General features: G+C 35.2%; 20 protein-coding genes and 2 pseudogenes. 10 read left to right on the plus strand and 12 right to left on the minus strand.

Going from position 1 to position 19,981, the window contains the following annotated elements; translation table 11 throughout:
* The first annotated feature begins 103 nt into the window (after nt 1-103).
* The 3 genes from BSU00_RS10550 (at nt 104) to BSU00_RS10560 (ending at nt 3,479) form a co-directional block, all read left to right on the plus strand.
* Nucleotides 104-2,263 (plus strand): TonB-dependent receptor, encoded by a 2,160-nt coding sequence (locus BSU00_RS10550; protein ID WP_105004352.1) that lies wholly within the window; start codon nt 104-106, stop codon nt 2,261-2,263.
* A 159-nt stretch (nt 2,264-2,422) separates the two neighbouring features.
* On the plus strand, nt 2,423-2,809 hold the full coding sequence (locus BSU00_RS10555) for a DUF2141 domain-containing protein (RefSeq protein WP_233188704.1): 387 nt from the start codon (nt 2,423-2,425) through the stop codon (nt 2,807-2,809).
* A 46-nt stretch (nt 2,810-2,855) separates the two neighbouring features.
* Nucleotides 2,856-3,479, plus strand: a complete 624-nt coding sequence (locus BSU00_RS10560; protein ID WP_105004353.1) for a hypothetical protein — start codon at nt 2,856-2,858, stop codon at nt 3,477-3,479.
* Nucleotides 3,480-3,537: 58 nt separating this feature from the next.
* On the opposite strand, the gene BSU00_RS10565 is transcribed toward BSU00_RS10560, so the two are convergent.
* The 8 genes from BSU00_RS10565 to BSU00_RS10600 all read right to left on the minus strand — a co-directional run bounded on the left by BSU00_RS10565 (nt 3,538) and on the right by BSU00_RS10600 (nt 10,049).
* On the minus strand, nt 3,538-3,981 hold the full coding sequence (locus BSU00_RS10565) for a hypothetical protein (protein WP_105004354.1): 444 nt from the start codon (nt 3,979-3,981) through the stop codon (nt 3,538-3,540).
* A 101-nt stretch (nt 3,982-4,082) separates the two neighbouring features.
* Nucleotides 4,083-4,826, minus strand: a complete 744-nt coding sequence (locus tag BSU00_RS10570) for an NYN domain-containing protein (protein WP_105004355.1) — start codon at nt 4,824-4,826, stop codon at nt 4,083-4,085.
* A gap of 245 nt (nt 4,827-5,071) precedes the next feature.
* Entirely contained in the window at nt 5,072-6,169 is a 1,098-nt protein-coding gene (locus BSU00_RS10575) for a phosphotransferase enzyme family protein (protein ID WP_105004356.1), read from the minus strand.
* The gene (locus tag BSU00_RS10580) at nt 6,151-7,062 is read right to left on the minus strand and encodes a sugar phosphate nucleotidyltransferase (RefSeq protein ID WP_146104843.1); all 912 of its coding nucleotides are present in this window, start codon (nt 7,060-7,062) and stop codon (nt 6,151-6,153) included. Before BSU00_RS10580 ends, BSU00_RS10575 begins: the two co-directional genes overlap by 19 nt.
* 9 nt (nt 7,063-7,071) lie before the next feature.
* Nucleotides 7,072-7,599 carry a hypothetical protein gene (locus BSU00_RS10585; RefSeq protein ID WP_146104844.1) on the minus strand — a complete coding sequence of 176 codons (528 nt, stop codon included), beginning with the start codon at nt 7,597-7,599 and terminating at the stop codon, nt 7,072-7,074.
* A complete protein-coding gene (locus BSU00_RS10590; protein WP_105004359.1) occupies nt 7,596-7,907 on the minus strand; it encodes a hypothetical protein in 312 nt (103 codons plus the stop codon). Before BSU00_RS10590 ends, BSU00_RS10585 begins: the two co-directional genes overlap by 4 nt.
* A gap of 35 nt (nt 7,908-7,942) precedes the next feature.
* Entirely contained in the window at nt 7,943-8,461 is a 519-nt protein-coding gene (locus BSU00_RS10595) for a Gfo/Idh/MocA family protein (protein WP_105004360.1), read from the minus strand.
* Between the two features lie 7 nt (nt 8,462-8,468).
* Nucleotides 8,469-10,049 (minus strand): M1 family metallopeptidase, encoded by a 1,581-nt coding sequence (locus BSU00_RS10600; RefSeq protein ID WP_369820322.1) that lies wholly within the window; start codon nt 10,047-10,049, stop codon nt 8,469-8,471.
* A 164-nt stretch (nt 10,050-10,213) separates the two neighbouring features.
* Here BSU00_RS10600 and BSU00_RS10605 point away from each other — a divergent pair.
* The 4 genes and pseudogenes from BSU00_RS10605 (at nt 10,214) to BSU00_RS10620 (ending at nt 13,941) form a co-directional block, all read left to right on the plus strand.
* Nucleotides 10,214-11,013 (plus strand): annotated as a pseudogene (locus BSU00_RS10605) (SDR family oxidoreductase).
* Between the two features lie 64 nt (nt 11,014-11,077).
* Entirely contained in the window at nt 11,078-11,731 is a 654-nt protein-coding gene (fsa, locus tag BSU00_RS10610; RefSeq protein WP_105004362.1) for a fructose-6-phosphate aldolase, read from the plus strand.
* A gap of 123 nt (nt 11,732-11,854) precedes the next feature.
* Nucleotides 11,855-13,528, plus strand: a complete 1,674-nt coding sequence (menD, locus tag BSU00_RS10615; RefSeq protein ID WP_105004363.1) for a 2-succinyl-5-enolpyruvyl-6-hydroxy-3-cyclohexene-1-carboxylic-acid synthase — start codon at nt 11,855-11,857, stop codon at nt 13,526-13,528.
* On the plus strand, nt 13,528-13,941 hold the full coding sequence (locus tag BSU00_RS10620) for a DNA-binding protein (protein WP_105004364.1): 414 nt from the start codon (nt 13,528-13,530) through the stop codon (nt 13,939-13,941). The genes menD and BSU00_RS10620 overlap by 1 nt, the downstream gene beginning before the upstream one ends.
* 7 nt (nt 13,942-13,948) lie before the next feature.
* Here BSU00_RS10620 and BSU00_RS10625 read toward each other — a convergent pair whose 3' ends face one another.
* Both BSU00_RS10625 and BSU00_RS10630 read right to left on the minus strand, forming a co-directional pair.
* Nucleotides 13,949-14,425, minus strand: a complete 477-nt coding sequence (locus BSU00_RS10625; protein WP_146104845.1) for a hypothetical protein — start codon at nt 14,423-14,425, stop codon at nt 13,949-13,951.
* 166 nt (nt 14,426-14,591) lie between these two features.
* Complete coding sequence (locus BSU00_RS10630; protein WP_105004366.1) at nt 14,592-15,185, minus strand: hypothetical protein; 594 nt, start codon at nt 15,183-15,185, stop codon at nt 14,592-14,594.
* An 87-nt stretch (nt 15,186-15,272) separates the two neighbouring features.
* Between BSU00_RS10630 and BSU00_RS10635 the strand changes: the two genes are divergently transcribed.
* Nucleotides 15,273-16,112, plus strand: a complete 840-nt coding sequence (locus BSU00_RS10635) for a 1,4-dihydroxy-2-naphthoyl-CoA synthase (RefSeq protein WP_105004367.1) — start codon at nt 15,273-15,275, stop codon at nt 16,110-16,112.
* A gap of 64 nt (nt 16,113-16,176) precedes the next feature.
* A complete protein-coding gene (locus BSU00_RS10640) occupies nt 16,177-16,785 on the plus strand; it encodes a fumarylacetoacetate hydrolase family protein (protein ID WP_105004368.1) in 609 nt (202 codons plus the stop codon).
* 15 nt (nt 16,786-16,800) lie between these two features.
* Here BSU00_RS10640 and BSU00_RS10645 read toward each other — a convergent pair whose 3' ends face one another.
* Nucleotides 16,801-17,775, minus strand: a complete 975-nt coding sequence (locus BSU00_RS10645) for an NAD-dependent epimerase/dehydratase family protein (RefSeq protein ID WP_105004369.1) — start codon at nt 17,773-17,775, stop codon at nt 16,801-16,803.
* Entirely contained in the window at nt 17,775-18,560 is a 786-nt protein-coding gene (locus BSU00_RS10650; RefSeq protein ID WP_105004370.1) for an SDR family oxidoreductase, read from the minus strand. The genes BSU00_RS10645 and BSU00_RS10650 overlap by 1 nt, the downstream gene beginning before the upstream one ends.
* Before the next feature lie 101 nt (nt 18,561-18,661).
* Here BSU00_RS10650 and BSU00_RS10655 point away from each other — a divergent pair.
* Nucleotides 18,662-19,908, plus strand: a pseudogene (locus BSU00_RS10655) (competence/damage-inducible protein A).
* The last annotated feature ends 73 nt before the right edge of the window (nt 19,909-19,981 follow it).

Consider the following 19,981-nt stretch of genomic DNA (forward strand, 5'->3'; position numbering starts at 1 on the left):
ACTTCATCCACAAATAGTTACAGTTCGGTAGGTATTTTTCTGATACAACTTATAATCTTTTCAATTTTGAGGTCTAATAATCAATACCCATAACCAACACACAATGAAACAAAATTTTATATTTTTGGCCCTACTTGTTTTTACTTTTTCTACAAAAGCCCAACATACTATCTCAGGAACAGTTACCGACACTAAAGGGAATCCAGTTCCTGGAGCTAATATATATTTGGAGGGTACTTATGATGGCACTTCTTCGGATGAAAACGGTAAATTTAAATTTTCTACTACTGAAAATGGAACCCAAACCTTAGTTGCCTCGTTTATCTCTATGACCACATTGTTCTTTTCTTCAGAAGTAAAAGCACTTAAAGATGTAGCATTGGTACTCCATGAAGATCCAAATACTTTAGATGCTGTCACGATAAATGCGGGTACTTTTGAAGCAGGGGATAATGCTAAAGTTACTGCTTTAACTCCCTTAGATGTTGTCACTACGGCTAGTGCGCTTGGAGATTTTATCGGCGCCATTCAAACCTTACCTGGAACTACGACGGTAGAGGAGGATGGTAGATTATTTGTGCGTGGTGGTGATGCAAACGAAACGCAAATATTTGTCGACGGACTTCGAGTGTTTACGCCGTACACAACAGCAGCTCCAAATATTCCTTCGCGTGGTCGATTTTCTCCCTTTTTATTTAAAGGCTTTGCTTTTTCAACAGGAGGGTACTCTGCTGAATACGGACAAGCATTATCTAGTGTCTTAACAATGAACACCATCGATGAATCTTTGGAAGAAAAAACAGATATTTCTCTTATGACTGTTGGAGCTGGAATAGGAAATACCCAAATATGGGGAAGAAATTCTTTTAGTATCAATACTTCTTATATCAATTTGGCACCATACCAAGAGTTGTTTCCCGATAGAAACGAATGGAAAAAGCCAATACAAAGTGCTAATGGAGAAATGGTATATCGCTACAGGGCTAAAAATGACGGTTTGTTGAAATTATATGGCGCATTTAGTTACACCGATTTTGAGATGGTTCAGGACCACATAAACTTTACAGATGGCTATCGATTGGGGCTTCAAAATAGCAACCTGTATTTTAATGGCACTTACCAACAGCGATTTGGGGCGAATTGGAAATTATTTGGGGGAATTAGTTATACAAACGATGTTTCGAACATAAAGGCTATGGAAAATAAAATTCGAGATAAAGAAAACGGAATGCATGCAAAAGTTAAATTATCAAAAAGGTTTACTAATAGTTTAAAACTTCATTTTGGAGCAGAGTATTTTTTAACCTTTTTCAAGGAAAATTTTGAGAGGAATAACACCGCTAATTTTCGTTATGATTTTACAAGTGATATTGCTAGTGCCTATGCGGAAATGGATGTTCTATTCTCAGAAAAACTTGGAGCTAAATTGGGGGTACGCGTTGAAAATTCAAATCTTTTAGAACAATTCACTATGGCACCAAGATTGTCTTTGGCCTATAAAACAGGAGTCAATAGTCAGGTAGCTTTAGCATATGGAGATTATTACCAAAACCCAGATAAGGAATATTTAAAGTTTTCAACAGCATTAAAAGCTAGCGAGGCTTCGCATTGGATATTGAATTACCAGTATGTAAAAAAGCGACAAATTTTTAGAGTGGAAGGGTATTTGAAAACGTATCAAAATTTGGTAAAATACAACACCAATATGCCTTTACCAACCTCTGAGTATACCAATAAAGGTGATGGTTATGCTAGGGGGATAGATATTTTTTGGAGAGACGGAAAATCAATTAAAAATTTAGAGTATTGGACTTCTTATTCCTATTTAGATTCGCATAGAAACTACAACAATTTTCCAACGAATGCAACACCAAGTTTTGCAGCAACACATAATTTTTCAGCAGTAACGAAGTACTTTGTGAATCGTTGGCGAAGTCAATTGGGATTGAGCTATACCTTTAGCTCGGGAAGAACCTATACGAATCCGAATGTCTCCGGTTTTTTAAATGAAAAAACTAAAAACTATAATTCCCTCAGTTTTAATTGGGCTTATTTAATCAGCCAACAGAAAATTTTATATTTCTCCGTAAATAATGTTCTAGGAACAAATAATGTCTATGGTTACAGGTATAAAAATGTGCCAAACACAGATGGAATATTCGATAGACAGGCGATATTACCGGCTGCGGATAGATTTTTCTTTGTTGGATTCTTCTGGACCATTAGTAAAAATAAAAAAGACAATCAATTGCGCAATCTTTAAAGTTTTACAGCTCTGTATCGCAATAAAAATAACAAACTATACCAAAAACAACAATTCAGTCGTTACATTTGACGAGTCATCACTTTTAGTTTGAGAACTAATGCTAAATGTATCATCTTTGAATAAATTGTAAAATTAAAATTTAAAATTAACGAAACTATGCGAAAAATAATTCTAACTGTTCTTCTACTCGTAATCGCATTATCTGAGGTCTTAGCACAAGATAAGCATACGCTCACCGTGGAATTCTCTGGAATGAAAACCAATAAAGGAGATCTATTTGTTGCAGTGTACGACACTAAAGAAAATTTTTTAAAAAAGCCATTTAAAACTAAAATTGTCAAAGTAGAAAACAACAAGGCAATTGTCACTTTTGCAAATATAGCCTCAGGATACTATGCGGTTTCTTCTTTTCACGATGAAAACGATAACCGAAAAATGGACACTAAAATTTTTGGAATTCCCAAAGAACCTATCGGAATTTCCAATGATGCGGTAGGATTTATGGGGCCTCCAAATTTTCAGAAGCAAAGTTTGCTTTGTTAAAAGATGAAACGATTCAAATTAATGTCAATTAAAACTTTATAGTACGATGAGAAATTTAGTATGGACTATCACTTTTTTGTTTTGTGCTACACTTACTGCGCAGGATGCCTATGAGACCGGAATGCAAAAGGCTTTTGATCTATGGGAAGCCAATGAAACTATTGCAGCATCGCAATTGTTTGAGCGGATCTCTCGAGTTGAAAAGGAAAACTGGTTACCTTCTTTTTATGTAGCTACTATTGAAATAATAGGTAGTTTTGGAATTAAAGAAGAAGCAAAATTGAAAGCAAAACTGACCAAAGCACAAACTTTTTTAGACGAAGCAAAAACTTTATCGGAGAATAATCCGGAGATTTTAATAACCCAAGCCATGCTGAATACAGCCTACATCGCTTTTGATGGTCAAAAATATGGTATGACGTTATCGGCAAAGAATAATAGACTATATGAAAAAGCTTTACGATTGGCACCAAACAATCCTAGGGTAGTTCTGGGAAGTGCCGAATGGGAAATGGGTACTGCAGAGTTTTTTCAACAGTCAATAGCAAAATCTTGTGAAAAGGTGAACAGAGCAGTAGTGCTCTTTGCAGACGATTCTCCTGCAAAATTTCATCCAAGTTGGGGGGAGGAAAGAGCGCAAACAATTTTAAAAAAATGCAAGATGCAATAATAAAAAAGAGGCAATGCCTCTTTTTTATCGATAAATAATTTGTTGTGCAGAGGAGTAATTATTCAGCTCCTTTATACGTAACTTCACCATTCACAGAGAGTGTTGCATCCTCTGGGTTAAAGGTGTATTGGTCTTTGATAAAAGTTTTACCTTCCGACTGTTCCATTATCATCGTTCCCTTTGCTTCCGGTAAAAATAATTCTGCTTTAGATTTAGCATCATTAAATACTACAAAAGCACTTATAATAGTTGAGTCTTCGTTACTTTCTACCGGGTTTAATCGTACGCCAACCTCAAATGTTCTAATGCACTCTTGGCGTAATTCGCTCCAGGTATATCCTGCAGATCCAATACATCCATGCTCGTCTTTGTCATTTCCTACTATGCTTTTTTCGGTAGGAGTGGTTTCTTCAGATACTTTAATTTCTGAATCTTTTTTTCCATTCGTGTTGCAGGATACCATCATAAAAACACTTAACATTAATATACCTAAATTTTTCATTTCTAATAGTTTTAACTTTTATTTTTTTTAATTAAACTGACTTATTACTGCGCCTCTAAATTACAAATTTTAACCTGTATAGTAGGAAGTATTAGCTAATTTTAATTTTTTTTATTTGCCGTTTTAATCCGAACAAAAATGAGTTTGTGTTTGCTTTTGAAGTTTTCTCTTTGTTCTACTTCAAATTTTCCTATAGATTTTATTAGTGGTGTTAGCTTGTCAAATCCATAATTTCGAGAATCGAAATTCGGTTGCTTTTTTTGTAATAAACTACCAACATCTCCAAGAAAAGCCCATCCTTCATCATCGGAGACAGCATTTATGGTGCTAGATATCAGTTTTATTTCTTTTCTTGTAATTTTATCCACTTCCGTGGTATTTTTCTCTTTGTTTTCAATTTTTTCTTCGGTTTGTTGTTTTAAAATTTCTATGTAGATAAATCGATCACAAGCAACAATAAAAGGGTTTGGTGTTTTCTTTTCTCCGATGCCAATGACTTGCATGCCAGCTTCTCTTAGTCTCGTGGCTAATCTTGTAAAATCACTATCACTTGAAACGATACAAAATCCAGTAACCTTTTGACTGTATAATATATCCATCGCATCAATAATCATTGCGGAATCGGTAGCATTTTTACCCGTAGTGTATCCGTATTGCTGTATCGGAGTTATCGCGTTTTCCAATAGTAAGTTTTTCCATTTTGATAAACCGGGCCTGGTCCAATCGCCATATATTCTTTTTATAGTAGGGTTGCCGTATTTCGCTATTTCCTCCATCATCTCTTTTACATATCCTGAAGGTATGTTGTCGCCATCAATTAGAACGGCCATTTTCAGATTACTCATAGTTTTTATTTGCTTGGTTAAATATAAATAAAGTCTTTTGATTTTCAGTTTCTTAAAGAGAATTATTCACGGTTGCTTTATGTTATTTTTTATTATCTGTATTTTCGAATATAAAGTGAATTACTCCTACTGGTAATTTATGGTGAGTAAAAAGGGCACTTGTAAAGAGTCTATTTCAGGAAATACTCAGATCTTCTTCGGTTTTCTATATAAAAGTGTTTAATGGTTTTGCCTTTTTGTTTTTTTTATGCCATTTTTTTATGAAAATTAGTGTGTACAATAGCTTCCATTCTTCGATACTTAAATTCGATATCTTTCAAGAGTTTAATTTGTACCTTGGCTCGCGTTAAATTCTCTGTGGTATAACTTGTTTTGTAGTAGGTGTCACCGTTAAGATAATCGCTTAAAAATCGAATTGCTTGTTCAAAGGTGATAACTTTTACCCCTACTACCAAGGATGCTATCTCGTCCGGGGTGATAAAATCTTTTGTGTGTTTTGTATATCCTTGTGTAAAAGCCTCAAAAAAGGAAAGATTCAAGCTAACTTTATTGAGGTTTTTTTCATTTTCATTAGCGGTATTCATTCCTGTTCTAACTGCGTCTCCAAAATCATAAGCAAGATATCCCAACATTGTAGTGTCTAGGTCGATTATGAAAGTTGTTTTGTTATCTTTATCAAAGAGAATATTACTAATCTTTGTATCTTGATGAATATTTCTCTTTGGGAGCTTTCCTTGTTTCCCTAATTCTTGTATTACGTTCATTCCTTTTGCCGAGGAAAGTAAATAGTCTATTTCTTCTTTAGCAGTACTTATGCGGTTTACAAGGTCTATACTAATTGCTTTTTCAAATTGTTGTATGCGAACCTCTGTGTTGTGAAAATTAGGAATAGTTTCATAGAGGTCTGGTTTTGGAAGATCCAAAAGCATTTTTTGATACTCACCGAATGCTTTTCCCAAAAATTCTGCTTGGATTTTATTTTCAAGAATCGGAAATGTTTTGGTGTTTTCTAAATAGTTAAACATACGCCAATACCCATGTTTTTCCTCTCTGTAATATCCTTTGTTTTCTTTAGTTGGTATAACTCTTAAATTTTTACCATTAGAGTAAGTGTTTGCTTTCGAGGAAAGGTGTTCGGTAATTCGAATAATATTTACTGTTAGTTGGGGAACATTCTTGAAAATAGTATGATTTATTTTCTGTAATATGAATGTATTACTGGTAGTACTGATTTTATAGGTCGTGTTGATATAACCAGATGCAATGGGTTCGATATTAGTGATATCGCCCTGTATGGCAAATGCATTCAAAATTCGAATAATGTCTAGTTGCTTTGAGGCCATAATAAGGATGGGTAGGATCCGGATTGTGTAAGCTTTCTAATCGTTAATTTCACTATTTCTTCATCTTCTTTATAGGTCATTCCGAACCATTTAGCATTCGTCGGGATAACCTTAACTTTACTATTTCCGATAGTAACAAGTGTATTAATAACTTCTGGAAGATAAAACTCTCTTTTTTCATCATTTGCGTATTCTTCTAAGAAATTTTCAAATTCTATTCCAAAATAGCGAAATATGCGCGGTGTAAGTCCGAACATATTCATTGATACAATGCTATTTTCATTTAGTGGTATTACGGCAGTATCTTCTATATTGTAAATTGTGTTGTTTTTGCTAATTATATTTGTTTTTTCGATAATTGATAACAGGTTCGCACTTTTATCAATCTCGCAAATTCCTCTGGAAACTCCACCATTTGCAGATAGGGTATTTTTTAATCGAAACCCTATCATACATAATTCTTGAATAGAGGTTTCTTTCATAGCTATCAATTGCTCGTGTATTTGTTTTAACGATTCAAAACCGTAAAAATCATCGGCATTTATAACAGCAAAATTACTAGTTACCACCTTTCTAGCAGACCAAATAGCGTGGCCTGTTCCCCAGGGTTTGATTCTGTTGTTGACAGTAAATTTGCCAGGAAGATCAGCAATGTCTTGAAAAACTAATTCTATGTCGATATACTTTTTGAATTTGTCGGTTACGATGGTTGTAAACTCTGTTTCAAAGGTTTTGCGAATGACAAAAACGATTTTTGTAAAACCGACTCTCACTGCATCGAAAACAGCGTAATCCATGATTGTTTCTCCATTTTTGTTAATGGCACTTAGCTGTTTGAGACCTCCAAAACGACTTCCCATTCCGGCAGCCAAAATTACCAATGTTGTCTGCATCTGTTAGAATTAAATAGTTCTCATTATCTCCAGTTTATTTTTGGTTTTCCATTGGCCATTTGTAAAGTCAGGAATAGGAATCGATAAACTTTTGCTAGCAACTGAAATTTCAGACAAGGGCGTTATAGCGCTCCACATTACACTGTCATAGGTATTAATATCTAGTGGTAAACCTAAATTTAAGCAACGTATTAAGCGATATATCATGACGAAATCCATGCCTCCATGCCCTTGCTTGAAATTCTGACTAATTTTTTTTAATTTTTTAATCATGGGGTGTTGGTATTTTTTAGCGTAAGAGGTGTATTCCGATGGTGATAACCATTGGTGCCCCCAATATACTAGGTCTTCTTTATCAATGTACAGTCTACTTGGATAGCCATCATGTGTAGCCTTGGTACCAACAACTTTATTGATTCGAGAATATGGTCTGCCGGTATGAACGTCAAATTGAAGTAATATGGTTTTTTCTTTTGCGGTTTTTATCAAAGTAGAATTCATATCGCCGCATCGAAAATTTGTATAGGGTGAATTCATTTTTTGGCAGTTTCACTCAGGTTTAATTCCCGAGAGCTCATGGATGTTAAATGATCAAAGGTGTCACCACGTCCTATGCCTAAATAAAAACTAATTGGTCCAAGACCATGAGTGGTATAGAAATTACCATCTCTTTCTACATGGTGTTTTAGGCGCCATTGGTCTTGGTAGTAGTCTTTACTTAACATATGCGCTCGCAAATCATGCAGGTAAGCTCCTTCTGTGTGAGATATGTTTCCAAAGACTCCATTCTCTATCATATTAAGCACAAAAAGTTCTTCCTCATTGTAGCAGCAATTTTCAATCATGATGCAGTGCTTTTGATTTTTTTCTGCAGTTGCGACTAATTCCCAACATTCGCTAAGGTATATGCTATTGGAACTTCACAAGCCACGTGTTTGCCATGATTCATTCCATAGATGCACATTTTTGCATGCAATTCCCAAGGGGTAGCAATTAGTAGCAAATCTATGTCGTCTTGTGCTACTAGTTTCTGCCATTCTTTTTTATTTCCAAAGTAAGTTTTGGGTTTTCTCTTTTGCCATTGTTCTAGCTGCGAAGTGGCTTTAGTAACTTTTGTTTCATGTAGGTCGGCTAAAGCTACAATTTCGCAATAACTCTGTGTATGTAACCACGAAAACATTTGTAACAGTGTTGTTCCTCTATTTCCCAAGCCTATAATACCAACTTTAACTTTTTCTATAGGGGATGCTTTAAAACCAAATAAATTTCCTTTTGTTGGTTTTTTGGTGTTAGCTATTGCCTCAAGAACAGCATTGTCTTCCTTTGCATGTGTCGAAAATGGGAGCGAAATAAAGGCAGATGCACCAAGTATGGATCGGATAAAGTTTTGTCTATTCATGGTTGTCTTAGTATAGTTTTTTAACTGTTACAAAATAATTTTTATCTACGTTAAGGGTATTTGTTGTTAGCTCTAAAGTTTGCCATGCTCTACTCGGATTTAGTCTTTTGTTTTGCCCGTTTACAGTTACGTCAAGCGGCATGTCAAAGCCTTTAACAACATTGTTCCAACGATAGAAAGTCGCATTTGTACCAATTTTATACTCAAAAACAGGGATTTTTGTGGTTCTAAGGTATTGGTCAAATACTTTTGTGAAGTTTGTCCCTGCTTTGTTTGAAATATATGTTTCTATTGCTTTCGTTGTCACTGTTTGATGATAGAAGTCGGTGTTTAAACCGCGTAAAATAGCCCTCCATTTCTCATCGTCTTGTATGATTTGCCGGATGGTATGCAGCATATTTGCACCTTTGTAGTACATGTCTCCTGAACCTTCTTTATTTACATTGTAAACTCCTATTACAGGTTTGTCGTTTCTAATATTTCTTCGGGTTCCAATAACGTATTCGGCAGCAGCATTTTTTCCATAGTAATAGTCTAGGAATAAACTTTCGGAGTATGCCGTGAAACTTTCATGAATCCACATATCTGCAATGTCTTTATTAGTAATGTTATTTGCAAACCATTCGTGCCCAGACTCATGAATAATAATAAAATCAAATTTTAATCCCCAGCCTGTTCCCGAAAGATCACTGCCTAAATATCCATTTTTAAATTGGTTGCCGTACGTAACGGAGCTCTGGTGCTCCATGCCTAAATAAGGGACCTCTACAATTTTATAACTATCTTCATAAAATGGATATTTGCCAAACCAATGCTCAAAAGCTTTCATCATTTTTGGAGCATCTTTAAATTGTTTTTTTGCCTTGTTCAAATGGTCACGAAGTACAAAATAGGTCATATCTAGTTCTCCTGCTTCCCCTAGATATTTTTCTGAAAAACTCACATAATCTCCAATGTTTAGATTTACACCATAATTGTTTATAGGATTGCTTACAAACCAATGGTATGTTTTCGTATTGTCTTGGTGCTCTTCTACTTTTCGCAGCCTTCCATTGGAAACATTAACAAGTGTTTTAGGAATCCTAACGCTTATCGCCATGCTGTCTACTTCATCGTACATATGATCTTTATTTGGCCACCAGACGCTGGCGCCAAGCCCTTGGCAAGAAGTTGCAATAAATGGTTTTCCGTTAGCGTCTTTTTTCCAAGAGAATCCACCATCCCACGGAGCATTAACAGCTTCCTTTGGTTGTCCTTGGTAGTACACAGTAATACTGTTTATTGAGCCGGGTTTTTGGGGTGCTTCTAAAATTACATAGTGGGCATTACCATCAGAAGTAAACTTTATTTTTTTGTTGTTTTGGGTAATTTTAGTAATCTGCAATGGCGGTTGCAGGTCAATTTGCATGCGTTTCGCATTTTGAAGTACTCTATAATATATGGTGTTTTTTCCTTCGATAAACTTTTTATCCGGTACTACGGAAATGTCTAGGTGATAATAGGTGAGATCCCACCAAATTCGTTCTGGTGTTACACTCCCTCTAAGTGTGTCTTGTTTGGTGAACTGTGTTTTTTTTGTCCAAGACAAAAGGTGCAAGTAAAAGTAATACAAAGGATAGTATACAGCAGTCGTGTATTTATTTTTATTGGCAACATATGATATTATATCTAGAATAGAAATGCTAATATAAGTTATTACTGAATTTTTTTATTGACTATATCTTTTGGATATTTGTTTAAAAATACAAATAAATGCCAAAGGTTGTTTTTATTACTGGAGCTTCATCGGGAATAGGGAAGTCAATAGCACTCTATTTACACGATAAAAAATATAAAGTGTATGGTACGAGTAGAAAACCAGATAAAGTTTCGGTTCCTTTTTCAATGGTTGCACTTGACGTAACAGATGCAAATTCTATAAAGAACGCAGTACAAGAGGTCATAGAAAAAGAGGGTAGGATAGACGTGCTAGTCAATAATGCAGGAAAAGGAATTACAGGACCTTTAGAGGATACTCCAATAGAGGAAATAAAAAATAATTTTGAAACTAATTTTTTTGGCACAATTGCGGTCATTAAAGAGGTGCTCCCGGGAATGCGAAGTCAAAAAGATGGTTTACTTATCAATGTCACTTCTATTGCCGGATATATGGGACTTCCCTACAGAGGCGTGTATTCTGCAAGTAAAGGCGCTTTAGCCTCGTGACAGAGTCTTTAAGTATGGAGTTAAGAGAGTTTGGTTTACATGCAGTTACTGTTGCTCCTGGAGATTTTGCAACGAATATCGCTTCTGGAAGATACCATACGCCAGTTTTTGAAAACTCAGCTTACAGAGTTAATTACGGTAATAATTTGGCACTTATGGATGCACATGTAGATGCCGGAGCAGACCCGATACTTATGGCAAAGAAGATTCATAAAATAATAGAAACTAAGCCTGCTAAAATCCACTATAAAGTAGGAGGTTTTATGGAAAAATTCTCCATTGTTTTAAAGCGTATTTTACCGGATAAAGTTTACGAAAAACTGCTTATGAATCATTATAAATTGTAAATTTGCCTCCAATTAAATTTTAGTGCAACAAATTATATAACACAACTTTAATACATAAAAACACATGAAATTTTTTATCGATACAGCCAATCTTGCCCAAATTAAAGAAGCACAATCTTTGGGTGTTTTAGATGGTGTAACCACTAATCCGTCTTTAATGGCAAAAGAAGGAATTACTGGGGAAGAAAATATTATCAATCACTACAAAGCTATTTGCGATCTTGTAGATGGGGATGTCTCTGCTGAGGTTATCGCAACAGACTTTGAAGGCATGGTGAAAGAGGGAGAGATTTTAGCTGCTTTAAATCCGCAAATAGTTGTAAAATTACCTATGATTGCTGATGGTGTTAAAGCTTGTAAGTACTTTTCAGATAAAGGAATTAAAACCAATGTAACCTTAGTGTTTTCAGCTGGGCAAGCGCTACTAGCAGCAAAAGCAGGTGCAACTTATGTTTCGCCATTTATTGGTCGTTTAGACGATATTTCAACTGATGGATTAAACTTAATTGCTGAGATTCGCCAAATTTACGACAACTATATGTTTGATACAGAAATATTAGCAGCCTCTGTTCGTCATACGATGCATGTTATCGATTGTGCTAAAATAGGGGCGGATGTAATGACAGGTCCTTTAAATGCTATTGCAGGATTGTTAAAACATCCTCTAACCGATATTGGTTTAGAAAAATTTTTAGCAGATTATAAAAAAGGAAATTAATTTTCTTTTTTATTCTAAAACTGTATTAGAAGTCAGCTAGTGTACACCAAGATTACAGGGGTAAACTTCTGACTTTTTTTATGGAAAAGAAGCGCTTAATTAGTACCTTTGTCTCCTAGAGAAATGTATCCAAAAAAAGAATTAGCACAAGTAGTAATTGCCGCATGTAGCGAATTTGGTATTGATAAAGTTGTCGTGTCACCAGGTTCTAGAAATGCCCCCTTAACTATTGGTTTTTCCAATCATCCTGCTATTGATACATTTAGTGTTGTAGACGAGCGATGTGCTGCTTTTTTTGCGTTAGGGATAGCCCAACAAACCAAGAAGCCTGTTGCAATTGTTTGTACCTCGGGCTCGGCGTTATTAAATTACTATCCGGCAATAGCGGAGTCTTTTTACAGTAAAATACCACTCGTCGTAATTTCGGCGGATAGACCAAAACACTTAATCGATATAGGCGACGGACAAACCATTCGACAGGAGAACGTTTTTCACAATCACATCTTGGATGAAGCGAATCTAATGGATGCCGTTGAAAATTGGCAAAGTAACATCGTTGCTACTGTGCGCGTACTTCGTACTGCGATAGAGCAAAAGGGGCCTGTACACATTAACGTTCCATTCGACGAACCACTGTATGAAACAGATTCTCAAATGAATTCGACCTTAATTACAGCGGTTATAAATTACAAGGATGCACCAATAAAAGCATCTAAAAAGGAGGTAGTAGACTGGAGAAAGTTTGCCCAAACTTGGAATGCCTCCAAACGAAAAATTATCCTAATAGGAGTAAACTATCCCTCGAGCGAATTACAAAAGATATTACATGAGTTTGTTAAAGACGAAGATGTAATTATAATGACAGAATCAACTTCTAATGTGTACCATTCCGAGTTTTTTAATGCTATCGATCAGTTGATAACTCCGCTCTCTGAGGCCGAGTTTCTCAATTTGCAACCCGAGGTATTAATTTCATTGGGAGGTATGGTTATTTCCAAAAGAATAAAACAGTTTTTTCGAAAATACCAACCAAAACACCACTGGCATATTGATGCTTTAACGAAGATGGATACGTATTTTTGTTTAAGTGAACACGTTGCATTAGAGCCTGTGTATTTTCTTCAAAAATTATTTTCTTTAAAACAAAATAACGATAGTACCTATAAGTCTTATTGGCTAAAGATAAGAAAGCAGCGGCAAGAAAAACACAAGGAAAGTATATACGCATCGGTATTTTCGGATTTAAAGGTATTTGAAATACTTTTATCTAGCTTACCAAAAGATGCTGCCCTACAACTAGGAAATAGTGCTGTAGTAAGATATACCCAATTATTTTCGATACCATCCTCGTATGCTGTTTTTTGCAATAGAGGTACTAGTGGTATTGATGGTAGTACTTCAACTGCAATTGGAGCTGCCGTAGTTTCTGAGCAACAAGTAGTTTTTATTACAGGTGACATCAGTTTTTATTACGATTCTAATGCACTTTGGAATTCTTATGTTCCAGCTAGTTTTAGAATTATTATCGTAAATAATTCAGGAGGAAATATATTTAAGATTATCCCGGGGCCAAAATCTACGAATGCATTAGAGTATTTTGAGACGCCGCATAATTTAACAGCAGATCACTTGGCAAAAACCTATGGTTTTGCCTATGAATCTGCGAAGACTAGTACGCAATTGATGCAGTGTTTAGGTGATTTTTATAAAATCTCAGACAAACCAAAAATTTTGGAGATTTTTACACCATCTGATGTAAACGATCTCGTATTAAAAAAATATTTTAAAAATTTATAATGGATTTAAAAGAAGGAGAAAAAGTAGCTTTAGTTATAGGAGTTCAAACCCCATTAGGCTACACAGTACTGATCAATGAGGCGTATGAAGGATTATTGTACAAAAATGAAATTTTTACGGAGTTGGAGGAAGGGTTGAAGACAACAGGATACATTAAAAAAATTAGAGATGATGAAAGAATTGATGTTTCTTTACGTCCACAAGGATTTGAAAACGTAATTGACCGTGATATGGAGACAATTCTAACCAAACTAAATGAAAAAGGATTTTTATTGCTCACTGATAAAAGTTCTCCTGAATCTGTGAAGTTTCAACTACAAATGAGCAAGAAAGCTTTTAAAAGAGCTGTTGGTAGTCTGTACAAGAAAAAAAAGATACTAATTAAAGAAGATAGAATTGAATTGGTAAAATAGCGTATTTCTACTTTTTATCTTCCATATCAATTTCTGTATTTTCTTCTATTTCGTTGTTAGTATTTTGTTTCTCTTGGCTTTCTAGTAAGTCATTAACTCTTTTAATATTTTCGTAAAAAGCGTTAGCATTAGGATCAGACATGTTCATTTTTCCATAGGCTGCCTTGTAATAGAAATCAGCTTTTTCATAATCTTCTCCAATTTCGTAATATTTTCCAATGTAATAGTCTCCGAGGTGAAGATCTGGGTACTGAATGGAAACAAAGTCACCTAGTACTCTTAGGTAATCTCCATTTTGTTTGTCGATGACAATTCCTTCAATGGCATAGATGTCTTCTAGGCGCACTTTTAAGTTTGTACCATAAAGATACTCGATGTCTAAATATTTTTTCTCCACATATTTTATGGCTTCAAGAGGTTCTAATTCCTGCAGGTGTTGTTCAAATTCACTTTTAGTAATTTTGCCATACAGAGAAAACATCAAATCAAAAGCCCTCGGGATACTTTCACTTACCGTAGAGAGAAAACTTGGAGAGCCATTGAAGGTATCGAATTTTACTTGTAGGTTTTCTAGCTCATAAGAAGTTAATAGAATACCAATCTCATTAAATCTATTGAAAAGAGCCTTTTTGGTATGTTTTTCTGAATTGCTAGCAAAAACAAAAAAAAGTATTGTCTATCTCTGAAATTCTCTGTAGTGCATACGATCGGATTAGTTCCGAGGAGAATTCTGAGAACTCTGGAGTAGCACATATGTAAGCGTTAAATATAGGTTCTGATTCTTTTAAAAAATGGCTTATAAAGTTAGCGGCTTTACCCTCTGCCGATATGGCTAAAAAAGGAGAGGTTCTAAAAGTAGATTCTGTATACTGCAACAATTCATATTTTATGAAATTATAAAAATTTATTGCACTGTTTGTCAATGCATTTGTAGCGGGTATTATAGAGGTGTCTTTATCATACGTTGTAGTCATGTCTATTCCAATCACTATTTGCTGCGGTGCCATGTCTGCATCGGCATATAATTTAGCATTTCCTACGTACAGGTCAAACAAGTATTGATCTCCCAAAACAATAGCAACCGGATATTGAACTTCAGTATTTTTTTTATAGTCTTTAGGAACGTATACTTTAATTGCTTGTTTTCTTTTTAGTTCTTTTGAATCAATTGTCTTGGTAAGAATTTCTTGAGAATATGAACTTATAGAAATCGTTAATACGAGTGTAAAAATTAGAAATTTCATGGGGAATTAATTATAATATTCAAATATAAAAATAAAATAAAGTTATTGTGTTATTTTTGCTTATTATAACGTTAATAGTTTTAAAATATGATACAACCTCAGTGGAAAACGGCCAAGGAATACGAAGATATAACGTATAAAAAGTGTAATGGCGTAGCTAGAATAGCTTTTAATAGGCCTAACGTTAGAAATGCGTTTAGACCTAGAACGACAAGCGAGTTATTAGACGCCTTTCAAGACGCGACAGAAGATACCGCAATCGGGGTAGTCTTACTTTCTGGAGAGGGGCCTTCTACAAAAGATGGTGTATGGAGTTTTTGTTCAGGAGGTGATCAGAGAGCAAGAGGAAAACAAGGATATGTAGGTGATGATGGCTATCACAGGCTAAATATTTTAGAAGTTCAACGTCTTATTAGGTTTATGCCAAAAGCAGTAATATGTGTGGTGCCTGGTTGGGCAGTAGGAGGAGGTCATAGTTTACATGTAGTTTGTGATTTAACACTTGCCAGTAAAGAACATGCGATATTTAAACAAACAGATGCCGATGTAACCTCATTCGATGCAGGTTATGGATCTGCTTATTTAGCAAAAATGGTAGGACAGAAGAAAGCACGAGAAATTTTCTTTTTAGGAAGAAATTATTCCGCCCAAGAGGCCTACGAAATGGGAATGGTAAATGCTGTTATTCCTCACGAGGAACTTGAAGGTACAGCCTACTCCTGGGCACAGGAGATACTAGAGAAATCTCCAACCTCAATCAAAATGTTAAAGTTCGCAATGAATCTTACCGACGATGGTTTAGTAGGGCAACAAGTATTTGCAGGTGAAGTAACACGATTGGCATATATGACAGACGAGGCAAAGGAAGGACGCGATGCTTTTCTGGAGAAAAGAAAGCCTAATTTTGAGAAAAAATGGATACCGTAACGGTAGTCTTTTAAGCACAGCTATAAAAAGTCGTTTTAATTATAATAGAGATTAATAAGTCGATATGAAAATAATTTGTATTGGTAGAAACTATGCCAAACATATAGAGGAATTAGAAAATGAAAAACCAGAAAACCCAGTGGTGTTTTTAAAGCCCGATTCTGCAATTTTGCCTAAAAAAATGCCTTTTTTTATTCCCCCTTTTTCTTCTAATATTCATTATGAGGTTGAAGTACTCGTTAAAATTAATAAGGTTGGGAAATATATAGCTCCAAAGTTTGCTCACAAATATTATGAAACTGTTGGTTTAGGAATTGATTTTACAGCACGTGACCTGCAGGCAAAATGCAAAGAAAAGGGGCTTCCATGGGAAAAAGCAAAAGCGTTTGACGGTAGTGCCGTAGTAGGTGATTTCTTTCCGAAAGAAGACTTTGATATAAATAATACTACTTTTCAGTTGCATAAAAATGGAGATATCGTTCAGGATGGAAATACCCAATCTATGCTTTGGAAAGTAGATGAACTTATTAGTTATGTTTCGCAATTTTTTACCTTAAAGAAAGGCGATATCATCTTTACCGGAACTCCTGCCGGTGTCGGGAAGGTAGAGGAAAATGACGTTCTTACTGGTACTATTAACGGGAAACAGGCTTTTCAAATAAAGATCAAATAAAACGATAGTACCAAATCACTTTAGTTTAAACCACTCTATGGCTTCATCTATTCCATGTTCAATTGGATTTTTCGGAAGCTTTAGTTGGTCTACTGCTTTTCGATTAGAGTAATAATTATTGACGCACAATGTTTTTACATTTGTAATTGAAATATCTGTTTGTATTTTGAAAAACCGTAGCATATTGCCAAAACATCCAACAGCGTATAAAACATATTTCGGTATTGGAATAAAAAAAGATTTCTGATGTAATTGTAAGGTTACTTTTTTATAAAAATCCAAATACGATAAGTTCTCACCCGATAGAATGTAATACTGCCTGTGCTTCCCCAAACGAATAGCATTTATTACCGCAACTGCGGCATCTTTAACATTGATAAAACTTTTTCCTCCAGGAGGGTAAAAAATAACACGTTTTTTATAGGCACTTAACACCAATCTTCCCGAGCTAGGTTTGGTATCGTAAGCTCCTATCATAAAGGTTGGATTGAGTATAACTAGTTTGGTAGTTTCTTCGTTTTTGGCAATTTCTAAAAGATTATTCTGTCCTGCTAATTTACTTTTGGCATATAGAGATTTGCTAAACGGAGCTCTTATGGCTATGCTTTCATCTCCTGGTTCCGCTAAGGATCCATAACCAAAACAATTTGCAGTGCTTACATAGATAAATTGTTCTACCTTGTTTTCGATGGCACCTTCATAAATTTCTTTGGTTGCTATATTGTTTACAGCATCATATTTGGCATAATCAATAATATTTTGCCCAGTGAGTGCTGCCACGTGAATAATACAGTCTACACTACTTAAAAGATGTCTATAGGTAGATGGTTTGGTAATATCTCCTTCTACCAATCGCAAACTTCTGTGATCTGGTAATGCAAAATTATTTTTATTTCTTAAAAAGCCAATTACCTCTTCGTCCGATTCTAGAAGTAATTTTATAATATTTGTTGCTAACAAACCATTAGCTCCTGTAACTAAAACTTTCATTAAACCTCTATTTCTTTTTTAACAGCTTTACTGAGAATTCGCAGTTTCGCATTTAACGGTAACAAAAACAAAATCCATTTACTTAATTTATTTAACTTTCCGGGAATTACTTTCTTTTTTCTTCTAAACATACTCTCAATACCCTTATAAGCCATGTCTTTAGTGTCTACAACTCCCGATCTTACAAAGGCGCTTTGCTTTTCAATCCTTGAAGATACTTCTTTGTTAGTTTTCATCGGTCCTGGATACAATACGGTAACAGATGTATTTTTATTTTTAAGTTCCTCCGCCAAACCAAAAGAGAAATGCTCAATAAATTTTTTGGAAGCTGGGTACACAGTTTTATATCCAATTGGGCTAAAAGCAGCCATGCTAGAAATATTTAAAATATAACTCTCTGCTTGCGCTACTAGGGTAGGGAGTATTAATTTTGTAATCAATGCTGTAGAAACAATATTCAATTCGATAATATTGTGAATGTATTCTACGGATGCCTCGGTTATTTTTTTTGAACCTCCACAACCCGCGTTGTTTACCAAAACTGATATTGGGAATTCGTTAGCCCAAGCACACATGGCAACAATATTCTCTATTTTGGTTAAATTGGTTTCGAAATATTCTACTGCTACACTCGATTTTTTTCGAATGGTATTTGCAGTTTCTTTTAAGTTTTCATCAGGTAAAGAGACCAGTAGTAAATTATACCCTCTCGAGGCTAATTCTTCCGATAAAGCTAAGCCTAATCCGGTGCTCGAACCGGTAATCAAAGCATAGTTAGATAGCATATGGGACAAGATTTATAGAAAATAGTATTTAAATTATAAGACACCGCATAATAGTTGAATTATAATCATATCTTTGTTAATATAAAGTTAAAAAGTATTTTTTGAAGGCAGAAGTTATTACAATAGGAGACGAAATACTCATTGGTCAAATTGTAGACACAAATTCGCAATGGATTGGAAAGGAGTTGAATAAAATTGGTGTTTCCGTATACCAAATATCGTCTATCCAAGACCAGAAAGAACATATCTTAAAAGCGTTAAAAGAAGCACAGTCTCGCGCAGATATCGTAATTATAACAGGTGGACTTGGGCCTACAAAGGATGACATTACCAAAAAAACAATAGCTACTTATTTTAAGGACGACACACTAGTAGAATACCCTGAGGTGATTGCCAATATAAAAAGAATACTGAATAAGGTAAAGCATCCCTTCAATGCAGTGCAGAAATACCAGGCACAACTTCCTTCCAAGGCTACCTTACTGATGAATCATTTTGGAACAGCTCCCGGTATGTGGTTTTATGAAAACGATACCGTATTTGTATCGTTACCAGGAGTGCCCTATGAAATGAAAGGCTTGATGCAAAATGCCGTCATCCCCGCGATTCAAAGTAAGTTTGAGTTGCCTTTTATAATCCATAAGACAATAATGACTTATGGTACCGGAGAAAGTGTGATTGCAGAGCGAATAGAGGATTGGGAAAACAATCTTCCTAGTCATATTAAGCTTGCATATTTACCATCTTTTGGAAGGGTGCGTTTGCGTCTTTCTGCCAAAGGCAATGAAGAAGTTCTTTTGAAAGCTCAAATGGATCAAAAGGTACGAGAACTACATAACTTATTACCTGATATAATCGTAGGTGTTGAGGATGGAGATTCCATAGAAAAAAAGTAGGAGCACTTTTGAAGGGTAAAAAACAAACCCTGAGTACGGCAGAGAGTTTAACGGGAGGGAAAATAGCCTCTGCATTAGTAGCAAATCCAGGTTCCTCCGAGTATTACTCCGGAAGTATTGTTGCCTACAATGCAACTCTCAAAGAAGATTTACTTGGTGTATCGAGGGATATTATTGAGAAAAACTCTACAGTTAGTGAACAAGTAGCCAAGCAAATGGCAACAGGTGTTATGGAGCGATTACAAACTGACTACGCAGTAGCAGTAACTGGAAATGCCGGACCAACCGCCGACCATAACGATAAGGACCCTGGTTTGGTTTATATCGCTGTAGCCTCTAAAAATACTGTTGAGGTGCAGGAGTTTAATTTTGGCCAGCCGAGAGAGAAAGTAATAAACAGAACCGTAACTAAAGCTTTTGAGTTATTACAGAAAAAGATTCTTGAAAATTAACGAAGAATATTTTTTTAATTCTTTTTAAAGTTTGTATATTTGCACCTCGTTTAGAAATAACACTTAAAACTGT

The sequence above is a fragment of the Tenacibaculum sp. SG-28 genome, assembly GCF_002954385.1.
GTDB lineage: Bacteria > Bacteroidota > Bacteroidia > Flavobacteriales > Flavobacteriaceae > Polaribacter.